General features: G+C 47.7%; 19 protein-coding genes and 3 pseudogenes. 16 read left to right on the top strand and 6 right to left on the bottom strand.

Annotation, left to right across the window (positions count from 1 at the left end):
• Nucleotides 1-33 precede the first annotated feature (33 nt).
• Nucleotides 34-174 carry a hypothetical protein gene (locus C6H66_RS26895; RefSeq protein ID WP_248000707.1) on the top strand — a complete coding sequence of 47 codons (141 nt, stop codon included), beginning with the start codon at nucleotides 34-36 and terminating at the stop codon, nucleotides 172-174.
• An 11-nt stretch (nucleotides 175-185) separates the two neighbouring features.
• On the opposite strand, the gene C6H66_RS26890 is transcribed toward C6H66_RS26895, so the two are convergent.
• Entirely contained in the window at nucleotides 186-359 is a 174-nt protein-coding gene (locus C6H66_RS26890) for a hypothetical protein (RefSeq protein ID WP_248000706.1), read from the bottom strand.
• Between the two features lie 168 nt (nucleotides 360-527).
• Here C6H66_RS26890 and C6H66_RS16955 point away from each other — a divergent pair, with 168 nt between their 5' ends.
• The 12 genes and pseudogenes from C6H66_RS16955 to C6H66_RS16900 all read left to right on the top strand — a co-directional run bounded on the left by C6H66_RS16955 (nucleotide 528) and on the right by C6H66_RS16900 (nucleotide 17,053).
• Nucleotides 528-7,478 (top strand): TcdA/TcdB pore-forming domain-containing protein, encoded by a 6,951-nt coding sequence (locus tag C6H66_RS16955; RefSeq protein WP_248000705.1) that lies wholly within the window; start codon nucleotides 528-530, stop codon nucleotides 7,476-7,478.
• A gap of 58 nt (nucleotides 7,479-7,536) precedes the next feature.
• Entirely contained in the window at nucleotides 7,537-8,115 is a 579-nt protein-coding gene (locus C6H66_RS16950) for a plasmid pRiA4b ORF-3 family protein (protein ID WP_105396182.1), read from the top strand.
• Between the two features lie 145 nt (nucleotides 8,116-8,260).
• On the top strand, nucleotides 8,261-8,842 hold the full coding sequence (locus tag C6H66_RS16945; protein ID WP_105396181.1) for a recombinase family protein: 582 nt from the start codon (nucleotides 8,261-8,263) through the stop codon (nucleotides 8,840-8,842).
• 24 nt (nucleotides 8,843-8,866) lie between these two features.
• A pseudogene (locus C6H66_RS16940) lies at nucleotides 8,867-10,048 on the top strand (ISKra4 family transposase).
• An 85-nt stretch (nucleotides 10,049-10,133) separates the two neighbouring features.
• Nucleotides 10,134-10,919 (top strand): IS110 family RNA-guided transposase, encoded by a 786-nt coding sequence (locus C6H66_RS16935; RefSeq protein ID WP_105396180.1) that lies wholly within the window; start codon nucleotides 10,134-10,136, stop codon nucleotides 10,917-10,919.
• A 489-nt stretch (nucleotides 10,920-11,408) separates the two neighbouring features.
• Nucleotides 11,409-11,747: a hypothetical protein gene (locus C6H66_RS16930; protein ID WP_105396179.1), complete on the top strand. Its 339-nt coding sequence runs from the start codon at nucleotides 11,409-11,411 to the stop codon at nucleotides 11,745-11,747.
• Nucleotides 11,717-12,199, top strand: coding sequence for a hypothetical protein (locus tag C6H66_RS16925; RefSeq protein ID WP_105396178.1), 483 nt, complete (start codon nucleotides 11,717-11,719; stop codon nucleotides 12,197-12,199). The genes C6H66_RS16930 and C6H66_RS16925 overlap by 31 nt, the downstream gene beginning before the upstream one ends.
• A gap of 2 nt (nucleotides 12,200-12,201) precedes the next feature.
• A complete protein-coding gene (locus C6H66_RS16920) occupies nucleotides 12,202-12,939 on the top strand; it encodes a TIGR03759 family integrating conjugative element protein (protein ID WP_105396177.1) in 738 nt (245 codons plus the stop codon).
• A gap of 29 nt (nucleotides 12,940-12,968) precedes the next feature.
• Nucleotides 12,969-13,541 (top strand): transglycosylase SLT domain-containing protein, encoded by a 573-nt coding sequence (locus C6H66_RS16915; protein WP_105396224.1) that lies wholly within the window; start codon nucleotides 12,969-12,971, stop codon nucleotides 13,539-13,541.
• A 5-nt stretch (nucleotides 13,542-13,546) separates the two neighbouring features.
• Nucleotides 13,547-14,080, top strand: a complete 534-nt coding sequence (locus C6H66_RS16910; RefSeq protein WP_105396176.1) for an integrating conjugative element protein — start codon at nucleotides 13,547-13,549, stop codon at nucleotides 14,078-14,080.
• Nucleotides 14,081-14,183: 103 nt separating this feature from the next.
• A pseudogene (gene traD / locus C6H66_RS16905) lies at nucleotides 14,184-16,321 on the top strand (type IV conjugative transfer system coupling protein TraD).
• A pseudogene (locus tag C6H66_RS16900) lies at nucleotides 16,287-17,053 on the top strand (TIGR03747 family integrating conjugative element membrane protein). Before traD ends, C6H66_RS16900 begins: the two co-directional pseudogenes overlap by 35 nt.
• A 217-nt stretch (nucleotides 17,054-17,270) precedes the next feature.
• Here the strand turns inward: C6H66_RS16900 and C6H66_RS16895 are convergent.
• The gene (locus C6H66_RS16895; RefSeq protein ID WP_105396175.1) at nucleotides 17,271-18,335 is read right to left on the bottom strand and encodes a PDDEXK nuclease domain-containing protein; all 1,065 of its coding nucleotides are present in this window, start codon (nucleotides 18,333-18,335) and stop codon (nucleotides 17,271-17,273) included.
• A 595-nt stretch (nucleotides 18,336-18,930) separates the two neighbouring features.
• Here C6H66_RS16895 and C6H66_RS16885 point away from each other — a divergent pair.
• The 3 genes from C6H66_RS16885 to C6H66_RS16875 are packed head-to-tail and all read left to right on the top strand — an operon-like array spanning nucleotide 18,931 to nucleotide 22,234.
• Nucleotides 18,931-20,358 (top strand): integrating conjugative element protein, encoded by a 1,428-nt coding sequence (locus C6H66_RS16885; RefSeq protein WP_105396174.1) that lies wholly within the window; start codon nucleotides 18,931-18,933, stop codon nucleotides 20,356-20,358.
• A gap of 2 nt (nucleotides 20,359-20,360) precedes the next feature.
• Nucleotides 20,361-20,732: a hypothetical protein gene (locus C6H66_RS16880; protein WP_105396173.1), complete on the top strand. Its 372-nt coding sequence runs from the start codon at nucleotides 20,361-20,363 to the stop codon at nucleotides 20,730-20,732.
• On the top strand, nucleotides 20,729-22,234 hold the full coding sequence (locus C6H66_RS16875; RefSeq protein WP_105396172.1) for a conjugal transfer protein TraG N-terminal domain-containing protein: 1,506 nt from the start codon (nucleotides 20,729-20,731) through the stop codon (nucleotides 22,232-22,234). The genes C6H66_RS16880 and C6H66_RS16875 overlap by 4 nt, the downstream gene beginning before the upstream one ends.
• Before the next feature lie 143 nt (nucleotides 22,235-22,377).
• Here C6H66_RS16875 and C6H66_RS16870 read toward each other — a convergent pair whose 3' ends face one another.
• The 4 genes from C6H66_RS16870 to C6H66_RS26885 all read right to left on the bottom strand — a co-directional run.
• Nucleotides 22,378-22,683, bottom strand: a complete 306-nt coding sequence (locus C6H66_RS16870) for a hypothetical protein (protein WP_105396171.1) — start codon at nucleotides 22,681-22,683, stop codon at nucleotides 22,378-22,380.
• Between the two features lie 247 nt (nucleotides 22,684-22,930).
• Nucleotides 22,931-23,098, bottom strand: coding sequence for a hypothetical protein (locus tag C6H66_RS26040; protein WP_181148741.1), 168 nt, complete (start codon nucleotides 23,096-23,098; stop codon nucleotides 22,931-22,933).
• Between the two features lie 28 nt (nucleotides 23,099-23,126).
• Nucleotides 23,127-23,678: an immunity 42 family protein gene (locus tag C6H66_RS16860; RefSeq protein WP_065824372.1), complete on the bottom strand. Its 552-nt coding sequence runs from the start codon at nucleotides 23,676-23,678 to the stop codon at nucleotides 23,127-23,129.
• A 2-nt stretch (nucleotides 23,679-23,680) separates the two neighbouring features.
• Nucleotides 23,681-24,290, bottom strand: a 610-nt coding sequence (locus C6H66_RS26885; RefSeq protein ID WP_105396170.1) for a hemolysin/hemagglutinin-like protein HecA precursor, incomplete at its 5' end; no start/stop codon positions are given.

Below are 24,290 nucleotides of genomic sequence, written 5' to 3'. Positions count from 1 at the left end.
TCCCGTTACTAAACATTTAATTTAGCATAACCAGTGACTCAAACTTTGCAACAATGCCGGATAAAATTCGCTCCCTTCCTGATCAATCTGATTGAAGAGCAATATTATCGGCTGAGTAAACGTGATGAAGAGATTGAATGCTTGGAAAAACAACTGACTGAGTGGGCAAAATAGAATGCGGATTGTCAGCGGATCATGAAAATTCCCGGTGTCGGTGTTCTGATTACCACAGCGGCTATCGTCAATCGCCACGATGGGGTATCCCACTGCTTTTCAGAACTGGCAAAGGTCGTTATAAAGCCTTTGACGTCATATCCAGATAATAAAGCCAACCAAAACAACCAGATAACAAACATCATCGCTATAAATCAACTAACTGATTTATACATGTAATTATTTTATCAAAAATTAATTGATGCTTATAATTATTTTTGATAGTAATTATCAATACGGTTTAGCTAGATATCTTTAGATATTATGACTGATTTTCGTTCAAAAACAGATGAAGGATTACTGGAATGGTTTATATGTCCAAAGACTTCGAAGAATTGCTCAATACTCTGATCGATCAACAGATCAAGGCGGCGGGTCGTCAGACCGAATGGTTCGACATGGATACCAACGCGCGTGCCGACTATATCAAGCAGGTAAACGAACGGTTGCAAGAAATGCAGCAGAGTACCCTGAGTGTATTGGCTGCACAGCATTTTCAGATGCAGGAAAATCCTGTTTCTATTGAGGATCATTTGCAGACACTAGAGAGAAGCCGGCAGGAGCTGGACAAACGACCTAACACGCCGGCGAGAGAGGCCTACAAGCTGCAACTGGAGCGCGATATCCAGATATACAGAACGCAGCAGTCGGCCATAACGCACTTTGACAACTCTAGGAAAAAGGCCTTGAATATTCTCAGTGATGGCCTCACCTTGGATGCGGAGACTCTGAGGAAGAACGCAGCAGACAAGCAGACTCAGTTAGATACCGAGATCACGTCTCAGGAACAGTTTCTGAAACAGCTTCTGGAACAGCAACTCACTATACAGAAGAAGGCTGATCCCAAGTTAAACTCAAAAGACGTGAAGCCCATTTTAGAAAAGTTAAGCTCAAAATACGTGAAGCATTTTTCCAATCTGCAGGCCTACAAGTATGTCAAAACTCGCTACAACGACTTTCTCAAGGCAACCCCTACAACCCCTACGGAAGAAGTTGAGGCCCTCAACAAGCTGACCAAAGTACCCCAAACCTCCGATAATCTGCCGGTAAATATTTCACTGTTAATGATGGAGGAACGTCCTGGATACATCCGCATGAGTGTCGCTCTGGTTGATACCAGCCCCGATGGACGCTTCAAGGACTTCTTCATGAGGGACGGCAGGCTGGTCGTGCCGGAGGGCAGGGTATTCAACTTTTCCTTTGGTACTCCAGCCCGCTCCCTGGCCTGGCAACAACAATACCGGCTCAAGTATGAGCCATCCTTGCGCTCCCCGACCTATGCACCAATTCGCTCAGTACTGGTCAAAATCAAATTTGTCGAGAAGTTTTTCGCTAACTATCTGGTTTCGGAAAACTCCGAGCGCGAAGGCCTCAAGGAGCATTTTCTGGATAACGATCGCAAAATACTATTGAGCAACGTTGACCGCAAGGTACCGAACCAAATTGGAATTAAGGTGTCCAGCAGATCCGATAACGTTCCATTGGCCAGCACCTTGAGTGACTTAATCAACCAGAATGCTGATATCACCAGCTTCCGGACTACCAGCTTGGAGGATTTTCGCAATAACAGTTATAACCCGGATCGTGATGGGCTTTTCACCAATATCCATGAGCTGGAACGCTCGGTTGGTTTTGCCGATCGCCAGTACTTGCTGGAAATGCCACAGGGCGAAACCTACCTGTCCGCAACGCCCTTTTTGAAGATAAGCGTTGAAGGCGACAAGATCGACAGTAAGCACTTGACTCAGACGCAGACCGCCGAATTGTATCAATACAACGCCGCATTTTTCGAGAAGCTGGATCTATTGCGAGACAATGGTGCGGAAGCCAGCCATTTGTTTGAAGACAGCGGAGAACGCAACGTGTTCGAGCAGCAACTGGTGCGTTTGCTCGAACGCAACCACATCACCCCCGCAGCGGTGTTGGAGTCGAAGAACTTCAATGCCAAAACGCGCGATATCAAGGGCAATAACCTGAACAAGGTGTTGTGGGAAAAGGAATTTGCCACTTCGGTCTGGGAAAACATCGAAAATGACCCGCTATTGTCCAAATTAGCGAAGAAACTGAATAGTCTCGTGTTCTCCTCCAAGATCGTGGACAAGATCCTAGAAAATAACTATGTGCAAAGTGACATCGCCCAATCTAAGGAGTTACTGGCACAGCAGTACGAACAATGGCGCATTCAGGCCATCGAAGAAGAAACCCAACGGATCAACCAACAGAATCCAAACAACCCGAAAAAACAGGATTTCAATCATACCGAAGTTGAGCGTTCGGTGAACAAAAAGCTACTCTCCTTGTTGTTGGTCGGTCCCGAGAGCCTTGAGAGCAGCGAGGTACAACAGGATCTGACGGCTGAAAAGTCGCGAGAGGCGCTGTTGAGCAATAAGGGCAGAAGCCTGCGCAAACAGGCCTTGTTCCATGTCTTGCGCCCGGTAGCCGATAGCTATTCCAAGCGTGCAGTCCCGATAAATCCCCATGCTGAGCTGATGTCGGAAAAAGGTGAAAACAAGGTCATAATCAATAATCGGCTGAATCAGCCAGACCCGTATCTGCTCCTCAATACCCGCCCTGAAGAGCGGGTATATCATGATGGTTCGTACCTAATCAAGGACGATAAGTACCGCAGCTACAACCAATTCCGTCCTGACCCTGAAAATAAAGCCACGCGCTACATGAATGACCTGGACACCCCGTTTGTAGGCGGAATTTCAGGGACCACCCAGACTGTCAGCAATGTCTTACCGGAATTGTTTGATGGTGCGTTGAGCGTCAAGGAGTACTGGAACTTCCAGATGGCCAATGCCGCCTTCATGATCCATAACGGCTATCACTCGTTCTTTGAAACCTTCTACGTCGCTGCACGTTATGAACCGGAAGGGAAGGGCAGTATCGGCAAGGACATGTTACAGATGTTCGACAAGTACCGCGATATAGGCAGAGAAAAAACGTTACAGGGTGAACTGTATGCCGGAGTGATGGATCTCATCAATAAGGGCTTGCCAGAGTCTAAGAAGTTCCATTTACCACATTTTGGCCGCTATTTTAATCCGGAGAATAGTGTATGGGAGAAGGAGAGAACAGTAACACCAGGTAAATCAGTCCCTGTAAGGGATATGGTTAACCCGCCACTGGGAAATAATCCAGACAATGCGCAGATTGACATCCGGCTGCTGGCGATGCTTAATCGTGCAGAAGATTTTCAGCAGGCCATGGAGCAGCTGTACAGCAAAAATGCACTGTCCGCAGAAGAATGGCTGCCAGTACTGGGCAGCCTCAGGGAGGATGAGTCCCGGCCCGGAAGTTATTCTTTACGGTTTATTAATACGGCACGGTCTGAGCTTCCTCCCCGGACATTCGCGACGGATGACCAACGTATTATTGATTTTATTCATTCTTATGATAAAGAGCTCGAGACTGTCAGCAAAACTCACGAGTATACCAAAGGGAAACTAACCCAGCGCACAGGTATCCTCGAAGCAGATGCTGTTCACGGACTGAATACCGCCTTTATGGTTAGGACTCTGATCCCATGGTTTGCCGATAGAAATCGCACCACCGTGTCCGGTGATAAGGTGCCCAATACGTTAGAGACCGCACTACAGGTGCACACTTATGTTAACTTGGCGCAGATGGCTCATGGTGCGCTGGAGGACGGTGCTAAACTCGCCAGTTTGTACAGAGCGGTGGCCAGTGAAGGCCGGGGAGTGACCAGCAGCCTGTTTTCATCGCTGTCCCATGTCAGCACGGGTGTCGGAGTGGGGTTAAATATCTTCAGTGTGATACTGGACAGCCTAGAACTGGCGCATGCACAGAATGAATCCCAGAAGGCTGTTTATGGTACTCAGCTGGCGTTTGACAGTGCTGGCCTGGTGACAACTGGCGTGGGTATTGTTGCTGGGATCTTCGGCGCCCCGATTGTTGCTGGTTTTGCCTCTTCGTTGGCAGTGCCACTGGCTGGTTTGGGTATTGGTTTTACGGCTCTGGCCGAAGCGTTCGGCAGGGTAGCCAGTGATGCACAGGCGGTAGGCAATTATTTTGCCGATCTGGAAGCAGCTTATCAGCAGGGTGGATACCGGCAGGCGGAAAAAGTGGCAAAAGATGGCAGCCGTTATACGGTGATGGAACCAATCCCCGGCGCAGTAATCCGTCAGCTCGATTTGTGCCATGGTAATCTGACTTTTGACAGCCAGTATCTCTATCGCAACGACCCGACTTACTCATGGGGGTCAGGCCGGAGTAATTACTTTGGCTGGTGGCCCGGCAGGCCAGCTAATACTGATAAAAAACAGGCAATTAATATCCGTGAAGGCATCGGTCACAAACAGGCGCAGATCGACTTCCATTTCCATCCCAGAAGCAACGACATACTGATCTTGCCCGTTACCATGAAGTCCTACATTAATTACGAATATATGATCCTGCCCTTCGTCACTGCTCGCAACGACCGGGGATTTGACGTTCTGCGACGACTGGAAGAAGACGGACGATTCGACTTTGATTTTTATGCTTTTCCCTCAGAGCGCGTGGTACGCCGTATAAAGCCAGAATTTGTTGAAACGCCGGTTGACATTATTCTGGACGATGAAGACCGGGATATTGTCATCCAGCAGTTACCGGAAGATGTTCACGGGATCTTGTCCTACTGGTTGACTGGCGGAAAGGGCAAATACCGTATCAGCTTGCAGGAGGGTGCCTCTCTGTCCTTACAGGGAAATGACACCGCTACCCATTGGGTACTGGATGCCCGTCATATCCATTCTTATGATAACCCCAGTCTCAGCAAAGAAGATAACAGACAAATGCATATTGGCAGTATAAAGATAACCCTGCCTGAAACGTCGGTTAATATTTCCCTGATAAATAATGCAGGGGTATTTTCTGTCAAGCAGGACGAAAAGAATCAGCAGTGGCAGATAAAAGAGATTGAAACGAATGCTGAGCGGTTTAACAGCCTTCAGGCGTTGCATGATCATCTCAAGCAGTTAAGCAATTCTGATCATCACAACAGGCCATATGTAGTGGTGGAACACTACCGACACTCACCACCGCAAAGCCGTCCTGTCGGCCGTGCATTCTATGAAACCGGTCGTGATCGTATGATTTACACCAACGTCCCTGACGCAGCGGATTTTCTCAACAATGTAGAGCTGGCGAACGTTAAGGGTGATAAGGCGTGGTTTTACCGGGATACCACGCTCTGGCAAGTGGATATTGTCAGTGGCGAAGTTCTGCGGCAGTATCTGCCTATAATGTTTCCGGAAAGTGATCAGGGGAAAATCAGCAGTCACGTGATGCAAAGCAATGACCAGCTTTGGTTTGTGGTGGAACAGCAGCGGGATGAAAACCGTATCTCGTATACTTATCAGGTGGAAGAGGAAGCACTGAAACTGGTGGCAGTTGACGGGAATACGGCCATGCTGGCGACTCTGGATGAAGTCAGTAAAAAAATCTCGTTGCCTGTTCCTCTCGGTTCCAATGACGGTGAGTTTAATGGCCTGCTGGCACCACAGGCAGCGACTCAGAGGTTCACCGTCGAACTCTGCGCGCCGGAGCGTCAGGTTAAAAGCAGCCCGGCGGAGGTGATCAGCCTTTCTGGGCAAGTAGCGGGTGTGGACAGACATTACTGGTTACAGACTGATGGAAAACAGCTGCAAAATGTGGTCAGAATGAACCGGATAAATCCGGATCAGGAGGATGCCGAGCTGAAAAATAAAAATCCGGACTTGCTGACCCTGACGGAGGATTTCACCCGTGTTTTCACCACGGCCGGTGATAAACCGGGTTATTATTTTTACAGCCATCAGAGACATAGTCTTTATTTTCAGCAGGATAATGGCCTGTCCGACACCCCGGCCAGCAAGGTGGCGGTTGATGATATCAGATCCGTATCCATCGTGAACAAGCAGTTGGTTGCACTCTCCAGCAGTGGGAAGTTGTGGCTGGCAGACGATCAGGGCAGTATCCGTCTGATCGGGGTGACGGTAGACTGGCTGCTGCAACCTCACCAGCAGGGTCTGACGGCCGCACTGAGACAGCTGGCGCGGGATACTCCAGATCAGTTCAGTACCCTGCTGCTACTGGGGTTGCAGGACAGAGACGGAAAACCCGTCAGTGCCTGGTATGACAGTAAGGCAGATTTGGTGGTGCAGGGCAGAGTTGGGCTCAATACAGAACACACTCTGGTCTATCTTGGTTTAGCGGAAGCGGAAGATGGCAGGCAGGCATGGATTTTTGACACCGACAACCATCAGTTATATCGCCAGCCTCTGTCGACGGAGACTGACCTTAAGTTGAGTGAAAAGCGGGTGCTCTCTGGGGAACCTGCCGCAGCGGAACCCTGGCTCCGGGCCAGCCATCAATACTGTAGTGCGGTTCGTCAGGGCAATACACTCCGGCTGGAAACCCCGGATGGAGCGGTCTTACTGCTGTCAGCTGATGCCAAGATGACAGACCGTCCGGTGCTGATTGCCTGGCATGTGCAGGATCGCCCGGACAGTCAAATTGCCTCAGCCATTGTGGCACTCAGTAATGAGGCTGAATTATCGCAAGCCGTTAGACTGTTTTCTGAGTATGGTTATCCTGCGTGGTATCTGCCGAAAGAAAAGAAAACGCTTCGTTCCGCCGGCATACTTAACCCGGATCATGTTCTGCATTATCTGGGTCAGGTCGCCGGGCAGGAGGCCAGTTATGTCCATGACCAGACTACCGGAGATTTGTGGCAAATCAGCGAAGGAGAATCCATCCCCGCCCGAGTGGGGAATTACCGTTTTGTTAACCGAACACCGGAGAGGCTGGTATTGCAGGTAGGTCAGGTTCCTCCGGAAGGAAGAATCCTGCTGCCGCAATTGGCGGGCACCGATCGGCTGGCCATCACCGGGCGTTCAGAAAAATTGTATTATTGGCTTTCCCCCTCGGAGGCGCTGACTCACTACCGGTATATCACGATAGATGATCGGGGTCAGGATTCAGTCATCCGGTTTTCTGATACCGGCATAGCCAACCTGTCACTGTGGCGCAGTGACCAAGATCTCGTGCTGCTTCATCAGGCAGCAGAAGACACCAGTATAATCATTGTCAATATTGAACAGGCGGCGCAGCGCGATATGGGGCTTGAAATGACGCTGAAGAGAATGAAGATAATTTACTTACTAAAAAGAATGGCCAAACTGATGGTATTAAACCCCGATGTCAGCTGTTTCGCGCTGGTATCAGAGGAAGGTGAACTCAGGATAAAAGAGAGCATAAAAAACCGTGGGGCATAGTGTTAAATCGGCGATAGAATGAACAACTAAGTGCACTTATTAAGTCCGATATTTCACCATGAAAATTTATATCGTGAAAGTCGCCCTTCGGGGTATCAGTCCTATGGTCTGGCGCCGATTCAGATTATCAGGTGGGACTTCTTTAGCGGCTTTTCACTATATCATTCAGATCTCTCAGGGATGGCAGGATGATCACCTTCACCAATTCCGTATTTATGGCAAATATTACGGCATTTCCTACTCTGGCGGGATTGCATTTCCTGATAACCCTTACAAAATCGCGCTGGATGACTTTGAATTTGATGCCGGTGATCGCTTTACTTATGAGTACAATTTTTTTGAGCACTGGCTTCACGATATCCGTATTGAAACTGTTCTCGAAAACTCTAATCTGAAGTCTCCTTTTTGTTTGGCAGGAAACAGAATGCCCGGGGCAACGTTGGCCGATGAAACCGCTAAAACACTGGCACTACTTAACGCGATTATTCATGCTGATGAAACAACAACAGTCAGAGAAATTCGTCCATTGATAGATGATCTTGATACTGTCAGATTCAACCGGCCAAAGGTTAACCGCCAATTAAATAGACTTAACTTTGATTCACCAGAACTTGAACCCATCGTGATATGGCTGTAGTAGATAGTGATGATAGATATCCATAAAGGTATACCTTTTCATCCGTGCAGAAAACAAAGCAATAATCCTCTATAAACCCCGAAAAAGTCAACTTTATAGAGTATTCTACAAATCTTTATCACGTTTAAAGACTTTTGAGGGTAGTATGCACTATGCCTATATCCGGGTGAGTTCGGTTGACCAGCACGTTGATCGCCAGAAAGAGGCGCTGTCTGCATCCGGTATTGAAATTGACAAAATCTATATCGAACAGGCCAGTGCGAAAAACATCAACCGGCCCCAGCTTCAGGACATGCTTCAACAGGTCAGAACCGGCGACACGATTGTCGTTCACTCCATTGATCGGTTATGCCGCAATATGATGGATATGTGTACTCTGACCCTGCGTTTACGCGAACAAGGTATTACACTGATCTTTCTGAAAGAGCCGCTCACTTTTAGTGCCAACGAGAGTACGCCTATGCAAGAGTTGCAACTGCATATGATGTCGGCCTTCAGTCAGTTTGAACGGGCACTCATTCGAGAGAGGCAAACCGAAGGGATCGCCGCGAAAAAGCAGCGTGGAGAACGAACGGGCAGACCGCCTGCGGAAATCAGTAAATTGCCTCAAATAGACGCGTTAAGATCGAAAGGTATCAAGTTAAAGCTAGCTTGCGATAACGTGGGATTAGGTGTTTCTACGTATTATAAATTGCGTCACCAGCTAAAAAACGGGGAAATACGGTAGCCACAACCCCGGGAGGACAGCACCATGCAATTTACAATCCAAATCGCGATGGTCGATAAATCGGGGCATCGCCATACTGAGAAGTTATTCACGATAGAAAAACAGTCCGATGCCCCCAATGACATTGGACTCTCCCTGTCTGAATCTAAATTACTTTTGAACGCTATCCAGCAATCAATGATCCAGAAACAGGCGGCTGAATATCTGGATGAACATCGTGCTTGTCCTTGCTGTCAACGAAATCGCCGGATAAAAGACAAACATACCATCCAGTACCGAACCTTATTTGGTATTATCCCGGTAGAGGGATTTCGAGTTTACCGGTGTGCGTGAGAGAAACATTCAACCCAAACCGTCAGTCTGCTCAAAGATGTTCTGCCAGTGGGAAAACACTGTAATGCCGCCACCGTCAGAAATCATCTCTGTCAGATCGCCAAAAAACAAGAGGCCGAATTAGAGGGGGAGCCTGATTTTCTCCCCGGAGATCCCCGCGAATGGGGAAAAAAACGCTTTGGTTTTGTGCAATGTCTGGAGAATCACCCCAAAAGAAAACTCATCGCCCAGCTATCTTCACAGGGCATGCAGGCGAATCAACAAATTACTTTCTTATCGGATGGTGCCGATAATCTCAGAGATCTGCAATTTAATTTGTACCCCGAATCGCAGCATGTACTGGATTGGTTTCATATCACGATGCGTCTGACAGTACTCAAACAATATGCCAGAGGGGTATCGAAAAACGCCCCGGAACTCGGTGCAGAATTATTAGACGCTTTAATCAGTACAAAATGGTATCTCTGGCATGGCAATGTGATTAAGGCATTAGAACACCTGGATGATTGTGCTGCGATGTGTGATGAGGACATCTCGCATTATGATAATAAGAAATCCTTGTCAAAACATGTCGATGAGATGTACACCTATATCGAAAATAACAGCATGATGATCCCGAATTACGGTGAAATGTACTGCTATGGTGAACCCATTTCCACTTCATTTGTTGAATCGACGATCAATAAAGTGATTGCTAAACGGATGGTGAAAAAGCAGCAGATGCAATGGAGTCAGCAAGGTGCGCATTATTTAATCCAGACCCGTACAGCCGTACTGAATGATGATTTGAAAACCCAATTTGAGCATTGGTACCCGGGCATAAAATTAGGTGACGAAACGGAGCATTCTTGGACAGAAAAGATTGCTGCATAAATGTCCCACGGTAATGAGATGGCCGCCCTCACCTTGTTAGCGATATATTGACAGCGTGTGATTTATTTTTTAAGAGGCTACCATCATGAACACGATCGCACTGATTGGCATCGATCTCGGCAAACATTCCTTTCATGTCCATTGTCAGGATCAATCGGGGAAAGCCCTGCTACGTAAAAAATTCACCCGAACTAAGTTGATGGAATTCTTAGCTGCCTGCTCTCCGGCAACGGTGGTGATGGAAGCTTGTGCTGGCACCCATTTCATGGCAAGGAGGATCACTGATTTGGGGCATGAGGCCAGGCTGATTTCACCGCAGTTTGTCCGTCCCTTCGTCAAAAGCAACAAGAATGATTTTATTGACGCGGAAGCCATCTGTGAAGCGGCCTCACGGCCTTCAATGCGGTTTGTTCAGCCCAGAACGGAAACTCAACAAGCCATGCGAGCGCTGCACCGTGTCTGGGAATCGCTGGTGCGGGATAAAGTGAAAGCCACCAACCAGATGCAGGCTTTCCTGCTTGAGTTTGGCATCAGTATGCCGAAGGGGATTGCCGTGATAAAACAGCTCGCTACTGTGCTCAGCCGGGATTTTGCAGCCTCGACGGGATTGGTTCCCCGCCAGTACAGTACTGGGGGCAAGACGACCTTAATGGGTATCAGTAAACGGGGTAACAAGATACTCCGGCAACTGTTGGTGCTGTGTGCCCGAACGTTCATACTGCATATCGAGCATAGAAAGGGCAAACTGGCTGACTGGGTTAAGCAGCAACTTGAACGAAAGCATTCTAATATTGTAGCCTGTGCGTTGGCGAATAAACTCGCCCGAATAGCCTGGGCCATTACGACGCGAAACACGGTATTTGTTGCCTGAAACTGACATCATTGTGAATCTATTTAACGATTACTCCACTGGTTTTGCGAAGACTGATAATTGATGACATGAACGGCCTACCGGCCTGATGAGAAACCTAACATAAAAATTGGCTCCTTGAAACCGGCACAGTTTTAAGGTTCATCAGGCGCGGAACTCATCGAGGCGCAGGCTCCTTGCCTATAGTGACGCCGGATAGATTTAAGTAAGCCCAAAATTCATCAAAATGAGTGTTGCAAAAACGAGGGCGACCATAGAATTTTATGCTCTATATTGGAGTGTAATTTTCATTTTTTCGTATTGAGTTTTTTATCGTCATCCTTTCTGGTTTTGCCCAGTATGCTGCCCGGTATCGGGTAATCATATGATTAGACTCTAATCACGACCTGAATAAGTCGCATTTCTGTGTCGGTTGTTTTGTCAAGCAACCCGATAATACTAAAAGTACGCCAGGCACAGCGCTAAATAAAACAAACAAGGATGTTGTGTATGACAACTGAAATCCCTCCTCTGTCGCCTACGTCTGAAGCTGAAATTGATAGCTTTCAGCAAGCGGTTTCTCAAAAGACCCAACCCAGATTGTTGTTAAAAAAATGTCTGCGGTATCTGTCAATATTGCTTGTTATTGTCAGCATAGCATTTCTGGCATTCGTAGTACGGCAGCAACATCATCAGTTAGTGGAATTTCAGTCATTGATGCGAAATGGCTCATTCCAGCATTTGCCTGATGAAGTGCAAAAGCTGCACGAACGGCTTGATAAAGCGGATACCGGCTTTGTCTCCCGTCAGACTGGCAAATGCAAAATGACCGATTTCATCAGACATTGATAGCGCAACAGGACTCCATCAACGATCAACAGAAACCGCTGGTACAGTCAGTGACTGATGTAAGCCGTGCTCATCAGGATCTTACCGAAGCAGTGAATGTATTGAAAAATATCGGGAAACAGCAGGAAATGCGCGTTGACGCATTAATCGCGTGGAAATCTCAGCAGGAAAAGCATTCTGGTAAAAAAGCGGGCACACCTGACCGGGAGGTTCTTCGAACGAAGAAACGGATAGTGGCTCCTTTCATACTTTCTGGTATTGAACGTCGGGGAGAACAAGTTTATGCCGTTATTATTCCACGAGACACAGATCCTCATTCCCAAATATCTCAAATGCGTTTACTGACTCCAGGTGAACGCACATTTGAGTGGACGTTGGTCAGTATCTCTGATCATCAGGCTTTGTTCCAGGTACAAGGGTATCGTCAAACCCTGTCAGTCAATGGAGGGTAATGATGAGAAAAGATTTTTTCAGCCAGAGGAAGGGGGTGGTGCTGATTGGCGTTGTTATGTCTCTGTCAGCTTCGGCGGCACAGGTTGCTATCTCTGAACAGACAGAGACGGGAATGAAAGCGACTCAGCAACAGGTCACGCAGGCTGAAAACCACCGTATTCAGGCGCAAATGTGGGGGCTGACGGAAGCAGAGTTTCAGCGTTATCAGCAATTGATGCAGGGGCAACGGGGTATTCAGTCTCCTGGGCTCGATCCGTTGAGTGCATTGGGTATTGAGGCCGAAACAGTACAAGCGCGTCAACGTTATGCCGAATTGTGGGTCAGGCAGGAATATGTTCGTACTGAAAAGGAACTGGCGTTCCAGCGGGCGGTGGATGCGGCCTGGAAGCGTCTGGCGCCGAATATTTTGCCGGTTAATTTAGGCAAGGGGGACGGAATCGCACAGGGTAATCAGGGGCGGCTGGCGTTATTTGTGAAAGAGGATTGCGCAGCCTGTGATGCCCGGCTGGCTGCTGCCTTGTCAGCTGACCGTGAGGTGGATATTTACCTGGTAGATAGCGAAGGCAACGATGATGTTTTACGTACCTGGGCAGGTAAACATCATATTCCATCAGAAAAAGTCCGTAGCCGAGAAATCACGCTTAATCATGATAAAGGACACTGGCGACAATTTGGTCAGGGGAAAATGCCGGTCGTACTACAACATGAGAATGACGGATGGCGTGTGGCGGCATTTTGAGTCTCGCTGTGGCGGGAAGTCTCTTTTGGATGACAGAAGGTATGGCCGCTGCGGTAAAACAGGTCGTTCCGCCTGGGTACCAGCAGATTGCGCGGGTTCATGGCGTACCCGCTGAAATGCTTTATGCGTTGGCACTGGCTGAATCGGCAAAACGTTTGCCACAGGAGAAACATGAACGCCCCTGGCCGTGGACGCTCAATGTGGCTGGAAAAAGTTATCATTATGCAACCCGACAAGCGGTCTGGCAGGCGTTGCAGGGATTTATGCGTAGCGTACCCCTCAAACGTATTGATGTGGGGATTACTCAAGTGAATTTAGGCTGGAACGGCCATTATTTTCGTTCTTATTGGGATGCCTTGGACCCCTATACTAATCTTCATGTGGCAGCCCGTATTCTGAAAACCTGTTATCAATCCAATCCGGGTAGTTGGTTGAATGCGGCAGGCTGTTATCACCATCCCGCTGGAGGTCAACCCGCGAGTAAGTATCGGAAAATCGTCGCACGTAAACTGAGTACGCTAAAGACCCGATATCCTGTTTTGTCTACCAATATTGCTGTGGCTAATACGACACGGACCTGGATTGAACCGAAGGAAAAATAAAGAAGATGTTAATCCATAACTTAATCCGTTATCGCTGCCGTTTATTTTTAATGATGATATTGACGCCCTGTTCTCAGGCTGCACTGACTATTGTGGCTGATTTAGGTGGACAATCTACAGCAGCGTATTTTGAGGCCATTAACGCTCAGGACAATGAACCGACGACTTCTTCAAATACGGAGGCGATCCCGCCAGATTTAACTGAAGGGGGAATGTTACCGGTGGAAACGCCGGAATTGTCTCCCGGACCTGTTGACGCTCGTCCGTTGCAATTGCCAGGAATGGGAGCGTTGTTCATTATTGGGGACGATACCTTGTCAAAACAGTGGTTGAAGAAAAATTTAGTTGGCCTTCGGAAAAAGCAGGCGGTGGGGTTGCTGGTCAGTGTGCGGGATAAAGCACAACTGGATGAACTGCGTCAGCTTGCCGAGGGATTGGTATTAGCCCCCGCTTCCGGCAGTGATTTGGCTCGTCGTTTGCGCTTACAGCATTATCCAGTGTTGATTACCGATACTGGCTTAACCCAGCAGGTGCGTTGATGTGGCCCCGTCATCCTATATTATCCGAACTGGTGTTACCACACAGTTTCCCGGTGCTTTTATTGGGATTGTTGTTGGCAATTGTGGTGTTATGGCGGGCTAGATGGGTGATCGTTATGTGATTGAAGCGCAGTTACGTCCGGCAGTTGAGATGAATACCGCTGTTGTTTCGGCGGTTGCCGCCGGTGTCTGTATCGCAGCGCCGTGGGCTGTGGCATTGTCACCATCGGTCAGTTATGTCATGGCGGCAGGTTTTGGCGTGTTATCAGGTCTCCGATTCGGACAGGGGTTACGTATACTGAACTACCGGCGCAATATCCGACGATTGCCCCGTTATGTGATGGCTAGCTACCAGGTGCCCGTTAGTCATCAGAGATTATTTCTGGGGAAAGGGTTTCTTTGGCAACAAAAACATACACAACGATTTCTGAATACTCTGCGTATGTTCAACCTTCCCGGTATTATCAATTAGCGAGGGCATTTGAGCGGCGATTTGAGTACCCATTGCCCTCCTTATGTCGTCTGACTCAACGTGATTCTCCGTGGAACCCGTTGAGGCCATTGCCGCCAGTAGGGGGCAATCCGGCACTGCATGGCATTGAGCCGGAAGAGGTTAATGTATCAATGGACCTGTGCGAGCGGGTTGGCCACATGTTGGTCCTCGGTACAACCCGTGTTGGTAAGACTCGGCTGGCAGAGTTACTCATCACGCAGGATATCCGGTGGGGTAATATCACGATTGTGTTTGATCCGAAAGGGGATGCAGACCTGCTTAAACGCATGTGGGCGGAAGCGCATCGTGCCGGGCGGGAAGATGAGTTCCATGTGTTTCATCTGGGCTGGCCGGATATTAGTGCTCGCTACAATGCTGTTGGGCGTTTTGGTCGGGTTTCAGAAGTCGCTTCTCGTATAGCAGGACAATTGAGTGGGGCGGGTAACAGTGCCGCTTTTCGTGAGTTTGCCTGGCGCTTTGTCAATATCGTTACTCGTGCTTTGGTGGCACTGGGGCAGCGACCGGATTACACCCTGATATTACGTTATGTCACCAATATTGGCGAACTGTATGAAACTTATGCTGAAAAAATTATCAGGCAATGCCTGCCTGTGTTGTGGGAGCAGGTGGAGAAAAGCCTGGGTCTGCTGACGGAAGACGATTTGCCACGCAATATGCAGGGGCAGGCGAATGCAGTGAAAATCTGGGCGATTGAAATGGCATTAAGCTCAGAAGTGGGGAAAGAACTCTATGATCCGATACTGGACGGGTTGCGCAGTGCGGTTCGCTATGATCGCACCTATTTTGACAAAATTGTGGCGTCCCTGTTGCCATTACTGGAAAAGCTGACAACGGGGAAAATAGCCGCGCTGTTGGCACCAGATTACACGGATATGAATGATCCGCGTCCCATCTTTGACTGGCAACAAGTGATACGCAAGAAAGGTATCGTCTATGTGAGGCTGGACGCTTTATCGGATGCAGAAGTAGCTTCGGCAGTAGGCAATTCCATGTTCGCAGACTTGGTTTCCGTTGCTGGTCATATCTACAAATTTGGTCTGGATGACGGTTTGCCAGAAGGTAAAACGAGAAAACTCCCCATTAGCTTACATTGTGATGAATTCAATGAGCTGATGGGCGATGAATTTATTCCGCTGATTAACAAGGGGGGCGGTGCCGGGATAGAGGTAACCGCTTACACTCAGACTTTGTCTGATATCGAAGCACGCATTGGCAGCAGTGCTAAAGCGGCACAGGTAACAGGAAATTTTAATACCCTGGTTATGCTGCGGGTTAGGGAAAACAACACTGCCGAACTGCTAACCCGCCAGTTGCCAGAGGTGGAAGTGTACACTAAAACTTTGGTCTCCGGGATTACCGATATCTCCAGTCCGGAGCAAGGGAGTCACTTTACCTCTAACACTCAGGACCGGGTTAGCACGATCAGAACGCCGTTAATTACCCCCGCCGAGGTGATTAATCTGCCGAAAGGTCAGGCATTTGCTCTGCTTGAAGGGGGACGGTTATGGAAGATTCGGATGCCGCTGCCGGCAGCCGATGATGATGACCTGATGCCGGCAAGTCTGCAAAAAATCGCTGATGATATGCGTAAACATTACCGTACCAGTGAATCCTGGTGGTCAGCGGGCTCAATGCCAAGTGACAGTCAGGCTGACCTGGATATGATGTTAAATCCAGCGGTGCTGACTCTTGATGAGGAAGCTGACGATGACGCAACAGAAAACTAAATCGCCGCAGACACCACCGAAAAAGTCAGGACCATTAAAAACAGTTTTGTGGGATTTTCCGTGGATACTTATTGGCTTGTTGCTGGCTTCGTTGTTTTTCAGTCTGGTGATTGAATATTTTGGGATAGCCTTTTTCTGGCCGGAACAGGGAGAGAGACACAGCCAACAAGTTATGATCACGGAAAGCGGTTGGTTGTCTAAAGAGTTTACCCGCAGCTTACTTTATCAGAGCCCGCTACTACGCTCAATATCTGGTTAAAATGGGGTTATCAGTGGGTGCTTGTAGACAGTGGTACACTGGACTGGATTAATCAACAGCATACAGTACAAGCTCGGAGCCACCATGAAATGGTGAGAGAGTTGAGCGATTGGAGTGTATGGCTGGCGGAAAGTTTGCGGAAGTACCTGTTGGCAACGGTATATGTGACCGTAACCTTTATTATCCGGCTCACTATTCTAGTGTTGTTTTTGCCATTGTTTGTGATGGTTATAGGTGTTGCTGTTGTTGAAGGACTCAGTCGACGTGACTTGAGACGTTATGGTGCCGCTTATGAATCGAGCTTTGTCTATCATCACGCCAAACGGTTTGTGAAACCGGCGTTTTGTGTACCCTGTCTGTTATATCTCTCTTGGCCATCGGCTGTGTATCCTAATTTACTCTTGTTACCCGCAGCTCTCCTATTAGGGCTTGCTATTACCGTGATGATGAGTACTTTTAAAAAATATCTTTAGAGGTAAAAGCGGTGTGATGTGGATTGGTTGGTAAAACGTCTCAAGTACCTCTTTAATAATAGTAAGAATGATTTTATGCCTTTATGTTGCTGAAAGATATGGCCTCCAAATACGAGGCCAACGGTTATAATACTTACTTAGCAGTATATTGGTTATTCTCATAATGACACGGAAGATGGATACAGTAACCAAATTGAGGGGAAATTCCTTTCATTTGTTAGGGGGTGTTTTCATCATTATGACTGAGTTCTGCTTCCAGTTCCTCAATGCTTGGCAAGCTGGATTTTAAGTCCTCTGGCAATGTACGGGTTAACTCGTAATCCGAAACGCCAATTGGTTTTTGAATACCGCGCAAGGCATATTCGGCCAGTATCCGGTCTTTGGTCTGGCACAAAATCAAACCTATGGTGGGCTGATCAGTGGAATGCCGTAGCTTTTCATCGACCACAGAGCAATAGAAATTCATCTTACCGGCATGTTCAGGCTTGAACTCTCCTCGTTTCAGCTCTATCACAACGAAAGCCCTCAAAGTCAGATGATAAAAAAGCAGGTCAAGGTAATAATCTTGTTCGCTTACGGTAATACGATATTGTCGTCCCACAAAAGCAAATCCCTCGCCGAGTTCAAGTAGGAATTTTTCAAGGTGTTTGAGAAGCTCCGTTTCCAGCTCACGTTCTTTGAAGGGTTCCGATAGGGTGAGGAAATCGAAAACATAGGGATCCTTCAGGGTCTGCTGTACCAGCTCCGATTGAGATACGGGTAACCGGTTTTTGAAGTTGCTGACAACCGAGCCTTGCCGGGCATAGGCATTGCTTTTGATCATATGAAGCAGGGAGTCTCGGCTCCATCCCTGTATCAGAGTCTGTTCTGCATACCAGAATCGCTCGGTTTGATCCTTTATCCTCTCGATCAGCAGAATGTTGTGACCCCACGGCAATTGTGCCACAGGCTGTGGCACAATTGTCGATACGGGCTTTCCGGAACCTTGTTGCTCCATTCGTGGCAAGGCGTACTCGCGGTAGAAACGTAGCATGCGTTTCAGGTTCCTTTCTGAGAAGCCTTTGACCTCTGGCAATTCATTAACAATATCCCGTGCCAGCTTCGGGATGATCCCTGCTCCCCACCCTTGTTGCTCCTGACGTTCATGGAGCATGTGACCGATGTCCCAGTACATCTGGATCAGTTCAGCATTGACGGACTGCGCAGCTCTGAACTGACCCCCACGGATCCGTTCCTTTGCATCGGTGAGTAACGAGGTGTAAATCTGTAGTTCTGATGTCATGATTATCTTGTTTCTTTCAGTATCTTGTAGACGGTGGAGTGGCTAATACCCAGTTGCCTAACAATCTCGGAAGCTCAAAAATCCTCACCTTTCATTACCAAAACCTGTTGTCGGTTTTATGGACGGAACCTGACGCCCTTGGCTTCGATTCGCCCTTCGTCGGTTTGTTCCAGTCTCCGCTGCCGTTCGGTCTGAGCCACTGTTGACAGGATAGCGCTCCCATCGTCCAAGAACCAGACGGTTTCGTCCATCTCATCGAGTTCTTAATGAGCTGGATCATGACTAATGGAGACACTGAAATTCAGATATCTGGCGCATATGACGGTAATCCAGCTTAACCTAACGTGAGAATTTAAATGAGGGCAACAAAATTTTCGGCGGTTTTAACTTACCTTATCCCCGATGTTGCCTACTAGGTAATATCCTAGGATACTCTATCACAAGTTGAACCATTTGTTGTCTAAGTTGGCTTTTAGAAGACTACCTGTGCAAGGACGGGAATTATGTCTTTGCATTGTGGCAACCGTACAGTTGTTGTCAGCAACGTGGGCAGACTTTTCTCTACAGTACCGATTTTTGAGACTGGGATCATGGGATGAGACAACGATTATTTTTGCCTGTATTGATAGCACTGGCGTTTATGCGTGCTCCTGTTGTTCAGGCGGCAGGTTTTGCCATTGCTGACAGCCCGATAGGTTACGGGAAAAGCCTGAATGGGGCTGTATCGGACAAACTGTTTTACAACATAGGTGGCGGATCCGTGATATCGCAGCCGGCGACCCGCAGTCATTTGCAACATCTGGGTGGATTAAACCTCGGTTGGAGCAGTGACCTGATGTGCGGTAACTTTGATTTAAAAACGACGGTAGGGAATCAGCTTAATGGCCTGACTTCGGGGTTTAAAAACCTGATGGGGGAAGTAATACAGGGGGCTACTGGGGCCGTAGCCAGTTTGCCGGCAATGGTTATCCAGCGTGCTAATCCGGGATTATATGAAATGCTGACCAACGGTGTGTTACAGGCTGGTATTGCGTTCGACAAATCACAACTGAGTTGCCAGAACATGTCACAGCGTATGATGGATTTCTCGGATAGCAGTAAATGGACTAAAGCGGCGTTGATGGAGGAATACAAAACGCTGGTGAATACCGGCAACGGTGATGCGGTCGGCACGACACAAAAAATGGAGGTTGCGGACGGTACACAAGGTTCAAATTGGATTGGGGGTGAAAAACGGGGAGGAAAAGGGCAGAAAGCCATTCAGCCTATCCGGGATCTGGCAAAAGCCGGCTTCAATATGATGAACAACCTGCCGGCGAATAGCCATGCCAATGTCAACCGCACACAATGTAATGGCGCTGCTTGCCAGAAATTCAAGAACAGTGAAGAAGCCGCCGCCGCGGTCGTCAGGGTGTTAGGTGATCGTTCGGTTCGTACCTGTACTGACAGTCGTCAGTGTACCAGTGGCGGTACCGAAGACCAGCCGGGTGCAAGTGTCGCTGGGACGGGGTTTGCGCCGATGCTGGAAGAGGCTACCAGAACCAACATTGAGCAATTGATGAAACTGGTCAGCGGGGAAAATGCGCCTACTGTAGTCAATCTGGCAAAACTCAAAACGGGTAGCTTGGCGGTGACTCGTGGGGTTGTCCAGGCCCTGAAACGTGATCCGGACAGTGGTGCGCTGGTGAGTCGGTTGGCCAGTGAGTTAGCGATGGCAGACACCATTGAGACTGCGCTCACTATGCGGCGAATGTTGATGACCGGGCAGGCAGAACTGAATGCCGCTGCTCAGGTGCAGGCTATGGCAGAGAGTGATCGTCGTATTGCGACACTGGACAGAGAAATTACTGCCCTGAAGAATGAAATGGAGTTGCGCCGGGCGATTGCACAAAATACCGCACTGACCACGCTTGAGCGTGAACAAAATCGGGTTGAAATGAATCTGCAACGGCAATCCATCGATAATACCGACAGCCGTATTCACACCTTGTCCGTGCCGCCGAAAGGGCGCGAAGGACAATAATGATGTCTGAGCAAAGTGAAATCCGGGTACCTGCTGGCACTACACAAAGGTTGAGCGTGAGACTGAAACAGAATTTCAGGCGAGGGTTAATCGTCACGTTGATGATGGGGGGCATGTTACTTGTTGCCGCAGTTGGCTTGGCGTATCCGTCTCAGTTCAATGCCTTACAACACTGGATGTACGCGACCCGTTACGGCTGGCTGGCCTGGCGATTGGCCATGTACAGTGTTATTGCCTGTTTCATGTGGCAGCTGTGGCGATCCCCATTGCCGTTAACACAGAAAGCGGCTCTGAAACGGATGGCACTCATTTCGCTGGGATTTGTGGGATGTTGTGAGTATGCCATGTTCTTCGTCTCCGGAGAGCAGTCATGACAACTTACAGCTATCTGGAATATTTTCTGACCCTGCTGGGCTGGATGGTGAATAACGGCTTGTGGAATGTGCTGCTGGCCACCGGGTTATTTGTGCTGCCGCTGACATTCAAAATGATAGGTATCTGGCTGCAAGTCCGGGAAGATGGGGAGGATGAAGGAAATAAGGGCATGCTCTCAGTGACCCGGATTGAAAACACCTTGTATGGCGCTTTCTTGGTGATGATTGTTTGCTGTGTGCCGTTGGTCAATGTGAGTCTGAATACCATTACGTATGATGACTCGCGGGCAAAAAGTTGCGGTACTTGGACACCGAAACCGGCTGAAACGGGTTATGCGTCCGTGATATCGTCGCTTGATGGTAAAACAGCGGCGGCTCTGGTTTGGTGGATACTGGTTCATCAGATTTCCAAAGGGGTGACTCAGGCCGCAACAGCTTCTCTTCCTTGCCGTCCCGACCTGAGGCAACTGCGTTTTGAGGTCCAGCATACGCGAATTAATAATCCGGCTCTGGCTCAGATATTACAGGATTTCACCCATGACTGTTATGTGCTGGCATTGTATCAGTGGAAACGTCGGGACGAGGGAAGAACTTTGGATGAAGCGGTATTACGGGATATTGAATGGTTAGGGTCAAAAACGTTTCTGAATAGTGCGGGTTATTATGATGTGCTTCAGTCAAAAACGCCCCGGTCGGATTTTCCCTGGAAACCGCACCGGGATGACGGTTTGGCTAATACGGGGCAGGGGGGATATCCGACCTGTAAGGAATGGTGGTCAGACAGTCAGGTAGGATTGGAAAAACGGGTGATGGCTCAGGTTGAGCCAGGCATGTGGTTTCGGCTATCGGCAGCATTGAAACTGATGGGCAAAGATACGTCAGAATACAAAGAAGCGGTGATACGGCGTCTGGTGAGCCCGGAAAATTTGACCGCATCTCAAGGGGGACATGTCTATGCAGGCTACGGCGGTAACGCAGATTTTACCCTGATGAATTCGGTGGGCCGGATAGCCTCATTGGGCGGGGTGTCGTTGGGAAGCTTGGCGGCCTTTCCGGCGTTTGATGCAATGCGCCAGGCATTACCAATGGTACAGGCTGTTATACTGATGGCGGTGATTATCATATTGCCCCTGATTATAGTATTTGCTGTCTATGAATATAAGACGGTCATTACGCTGACCTTTGTCGTGTTTGCGCTGAACTTTTTGACATTCTGGTGGGAGTTGGCACGCTGGCTAGACAGTTGGCTTCTGGAGGCATTGTATGGTTCAGATACGCACAGCCGCTGGAATATGGCCGGTTTTCAGAATAGCACAGACGATATCATTATGAGTTTTGTGATGGGGACGATGTTTATTGTGCTGCCGGCATTGTGGATGGGAGCGTTGTCGTGGGCGGGAATTAAAGTTGGTGGAGTAATAGAAAATGCAGGCAGCACAGCAACTAAGGATAGCAAGGCGGCTGGCAGTCAATTAGGTTCTAAGACATCTGGAAAGCTTTAATTGTTACTTAGTATAGCCTGATATGGATGACTGGATAGGGTTACTCTTGATCTCAACAGTCATCTGATTCCCATGAATGTCTTTTATAAGTGTCTTTATCCCAATCTTGTTCCCATGAAAAACGTTCATAAGCAGCTTTTTGCTCACTTATATTTGAATTTTTTTTTATTCCACATGTTTTGAGAAATTCCTAGTAATAATACAAAGGCCAGTATAACCATTATAGCTATAGCCAATGACCCAAGCAGTAATGCAATAACTGAGCTGCCAACAAATAGATAAATTGGTAAATGTCCTATCCAACTGGGGAGATTGTATTTGTGGGCTTTGGCAACACAATGTGCATCCCAAGTACGTAAACGCTGGCGTAAATTACGATAAATCCTGGCAGCTTTTGCTCCCCGAATCTGAGCGCGCATTGTACGTTGTATGTCATTATGGTTAGTCATTGGGTAGTCTCTTGTTGAAACAATGTTCAGATAAATAATATGATTATTTTCTGGTTAGGTTAGCTAAAAGTCTGAGCGGCGTCTATGGGCCGCAAAGTTGATTGTTCGGCAGGTCATTAATGAGGAGCTAAAATAATCCGAAGGCCATTTTTTAACACTAGGGTAAAGAAACCGGGCACGAGGCCCGGTAAAAGTTTCTTTTGGTGTATGGGACTGGGTATTTTGTGAGTGGTTATGTAATGTTCGGTCATCTCACCTTGCAATGCCCGTAGCTCTTTGGCAACAGCAACACATTGCTCTGTGCCGGTACAGCTTGTTGTTCTCTCTGCGTGTTTTCGCGACTTTTTAGCCTGTAAGCCACTTTTCTCAGACGTAATGAACTGCTCCTTTTAAATGCCGGATGATTATCTAACATTTGGGGAGCAGTTCACATGGATGGGATTTTACTTTAGGCAGTAATAATAATTTATTGTCGAAGTGACAATGTTTTTCACTGTTTCCTTTTCTAAAATAATATCAGTAATATGTGGTTTTAGTATTTCCTCCCAATGATATCCAACATCATCATTACCATTTAAAACACTCAGTTTTGAACCTAAGATTCTTATCATACTGCCATTAGATACAGCAAAAACATAACAACAGTCATTTTCTAAATTATATGTAGATGCTTGATATTTGTAAGAAGTAACAAAATCGTCTGATACTTCTTTCCCTGGTTCAGCCCGTTCAGGCAACATTGTTTTTAACATAGAGAAGTAAGCTTCTTTTTTTTCCATATTAAAAATATTATTATTTTCAACAGGTAATGCCAAAGCATTCCCATCAGATAAACACAGGATATCTCCTCCTAATGTTGCTACTTTCGCACTATTTGGATACAGCTTTCCATCTATACAAAAATGAAATAAGCCATTTCTATATCCATTTTCTGTACTCCAATCAGATAAATACTCTATAAGTATGGCAAAATGATTTGGATCACCAAAAATCATAATTATCTCCATTTTTCTGGTAAACCAAGTTTCTTTTTAACGTCTGATGGAACGTCGCTCTTGCTTAATGCCGCACTTTTATCACCTGTACTACCGGACCAATGCCACGTACCATCATTAGTATTGGTAAATTGATGTACATTACCATCACTATCCAATGCGTATCTTTTTTTACCACTTGCAACTGAATTGCCAAACAATTCGACCGAATTTTTAGGTTCAGTCCCGGCATTACGGTGATAACCTATTTGTCCTGGGGTATGTTTAGGGTTTGATTTATACACTAATCCATTATTAGTTGTCACAGGATCAGGAACCGGTATAGGGCTTCCCTTTATTCCTTTTGCGGCCACCCCCGCAGACGCCGCAATTCCCGTCTGCCCCATAATCTTCACGATTTCCTGGGTGGTTTCTTCTGAGCCGCCGGTGACTTGGGCACGATGGAGCACCAAATTCCGTGATGCGTCAATATTTGACATCGCACCGCGTAAATCTGCACATTCCCGCACTTCTGCCGGCGTAAGGGAATCCAGCCCCTGCATTCTGGCTTTTTCCTGAATTTCGCCTATCCGGGCACTGTAGTCACCTTGCAATGCCCGCAGCTCTTTGGCA

Origin of the sequence: Photorhabdus hindustanensis (genome assembly GCF_002968995.1) — a bacterium.
GTDB classification, from domain to species: Bacteria; Pseudomonadota; Gammaproteobacteria; order Enterobacterales; family Enterobacteriaceae; genus Photorhabdus; species Photorhabdus akhurstii.
The sequence above is the reverse complement of the archived record's forward strand: the minus strand, read 5'-3'. Positions and strand labels throughout refer to the sequence as shown.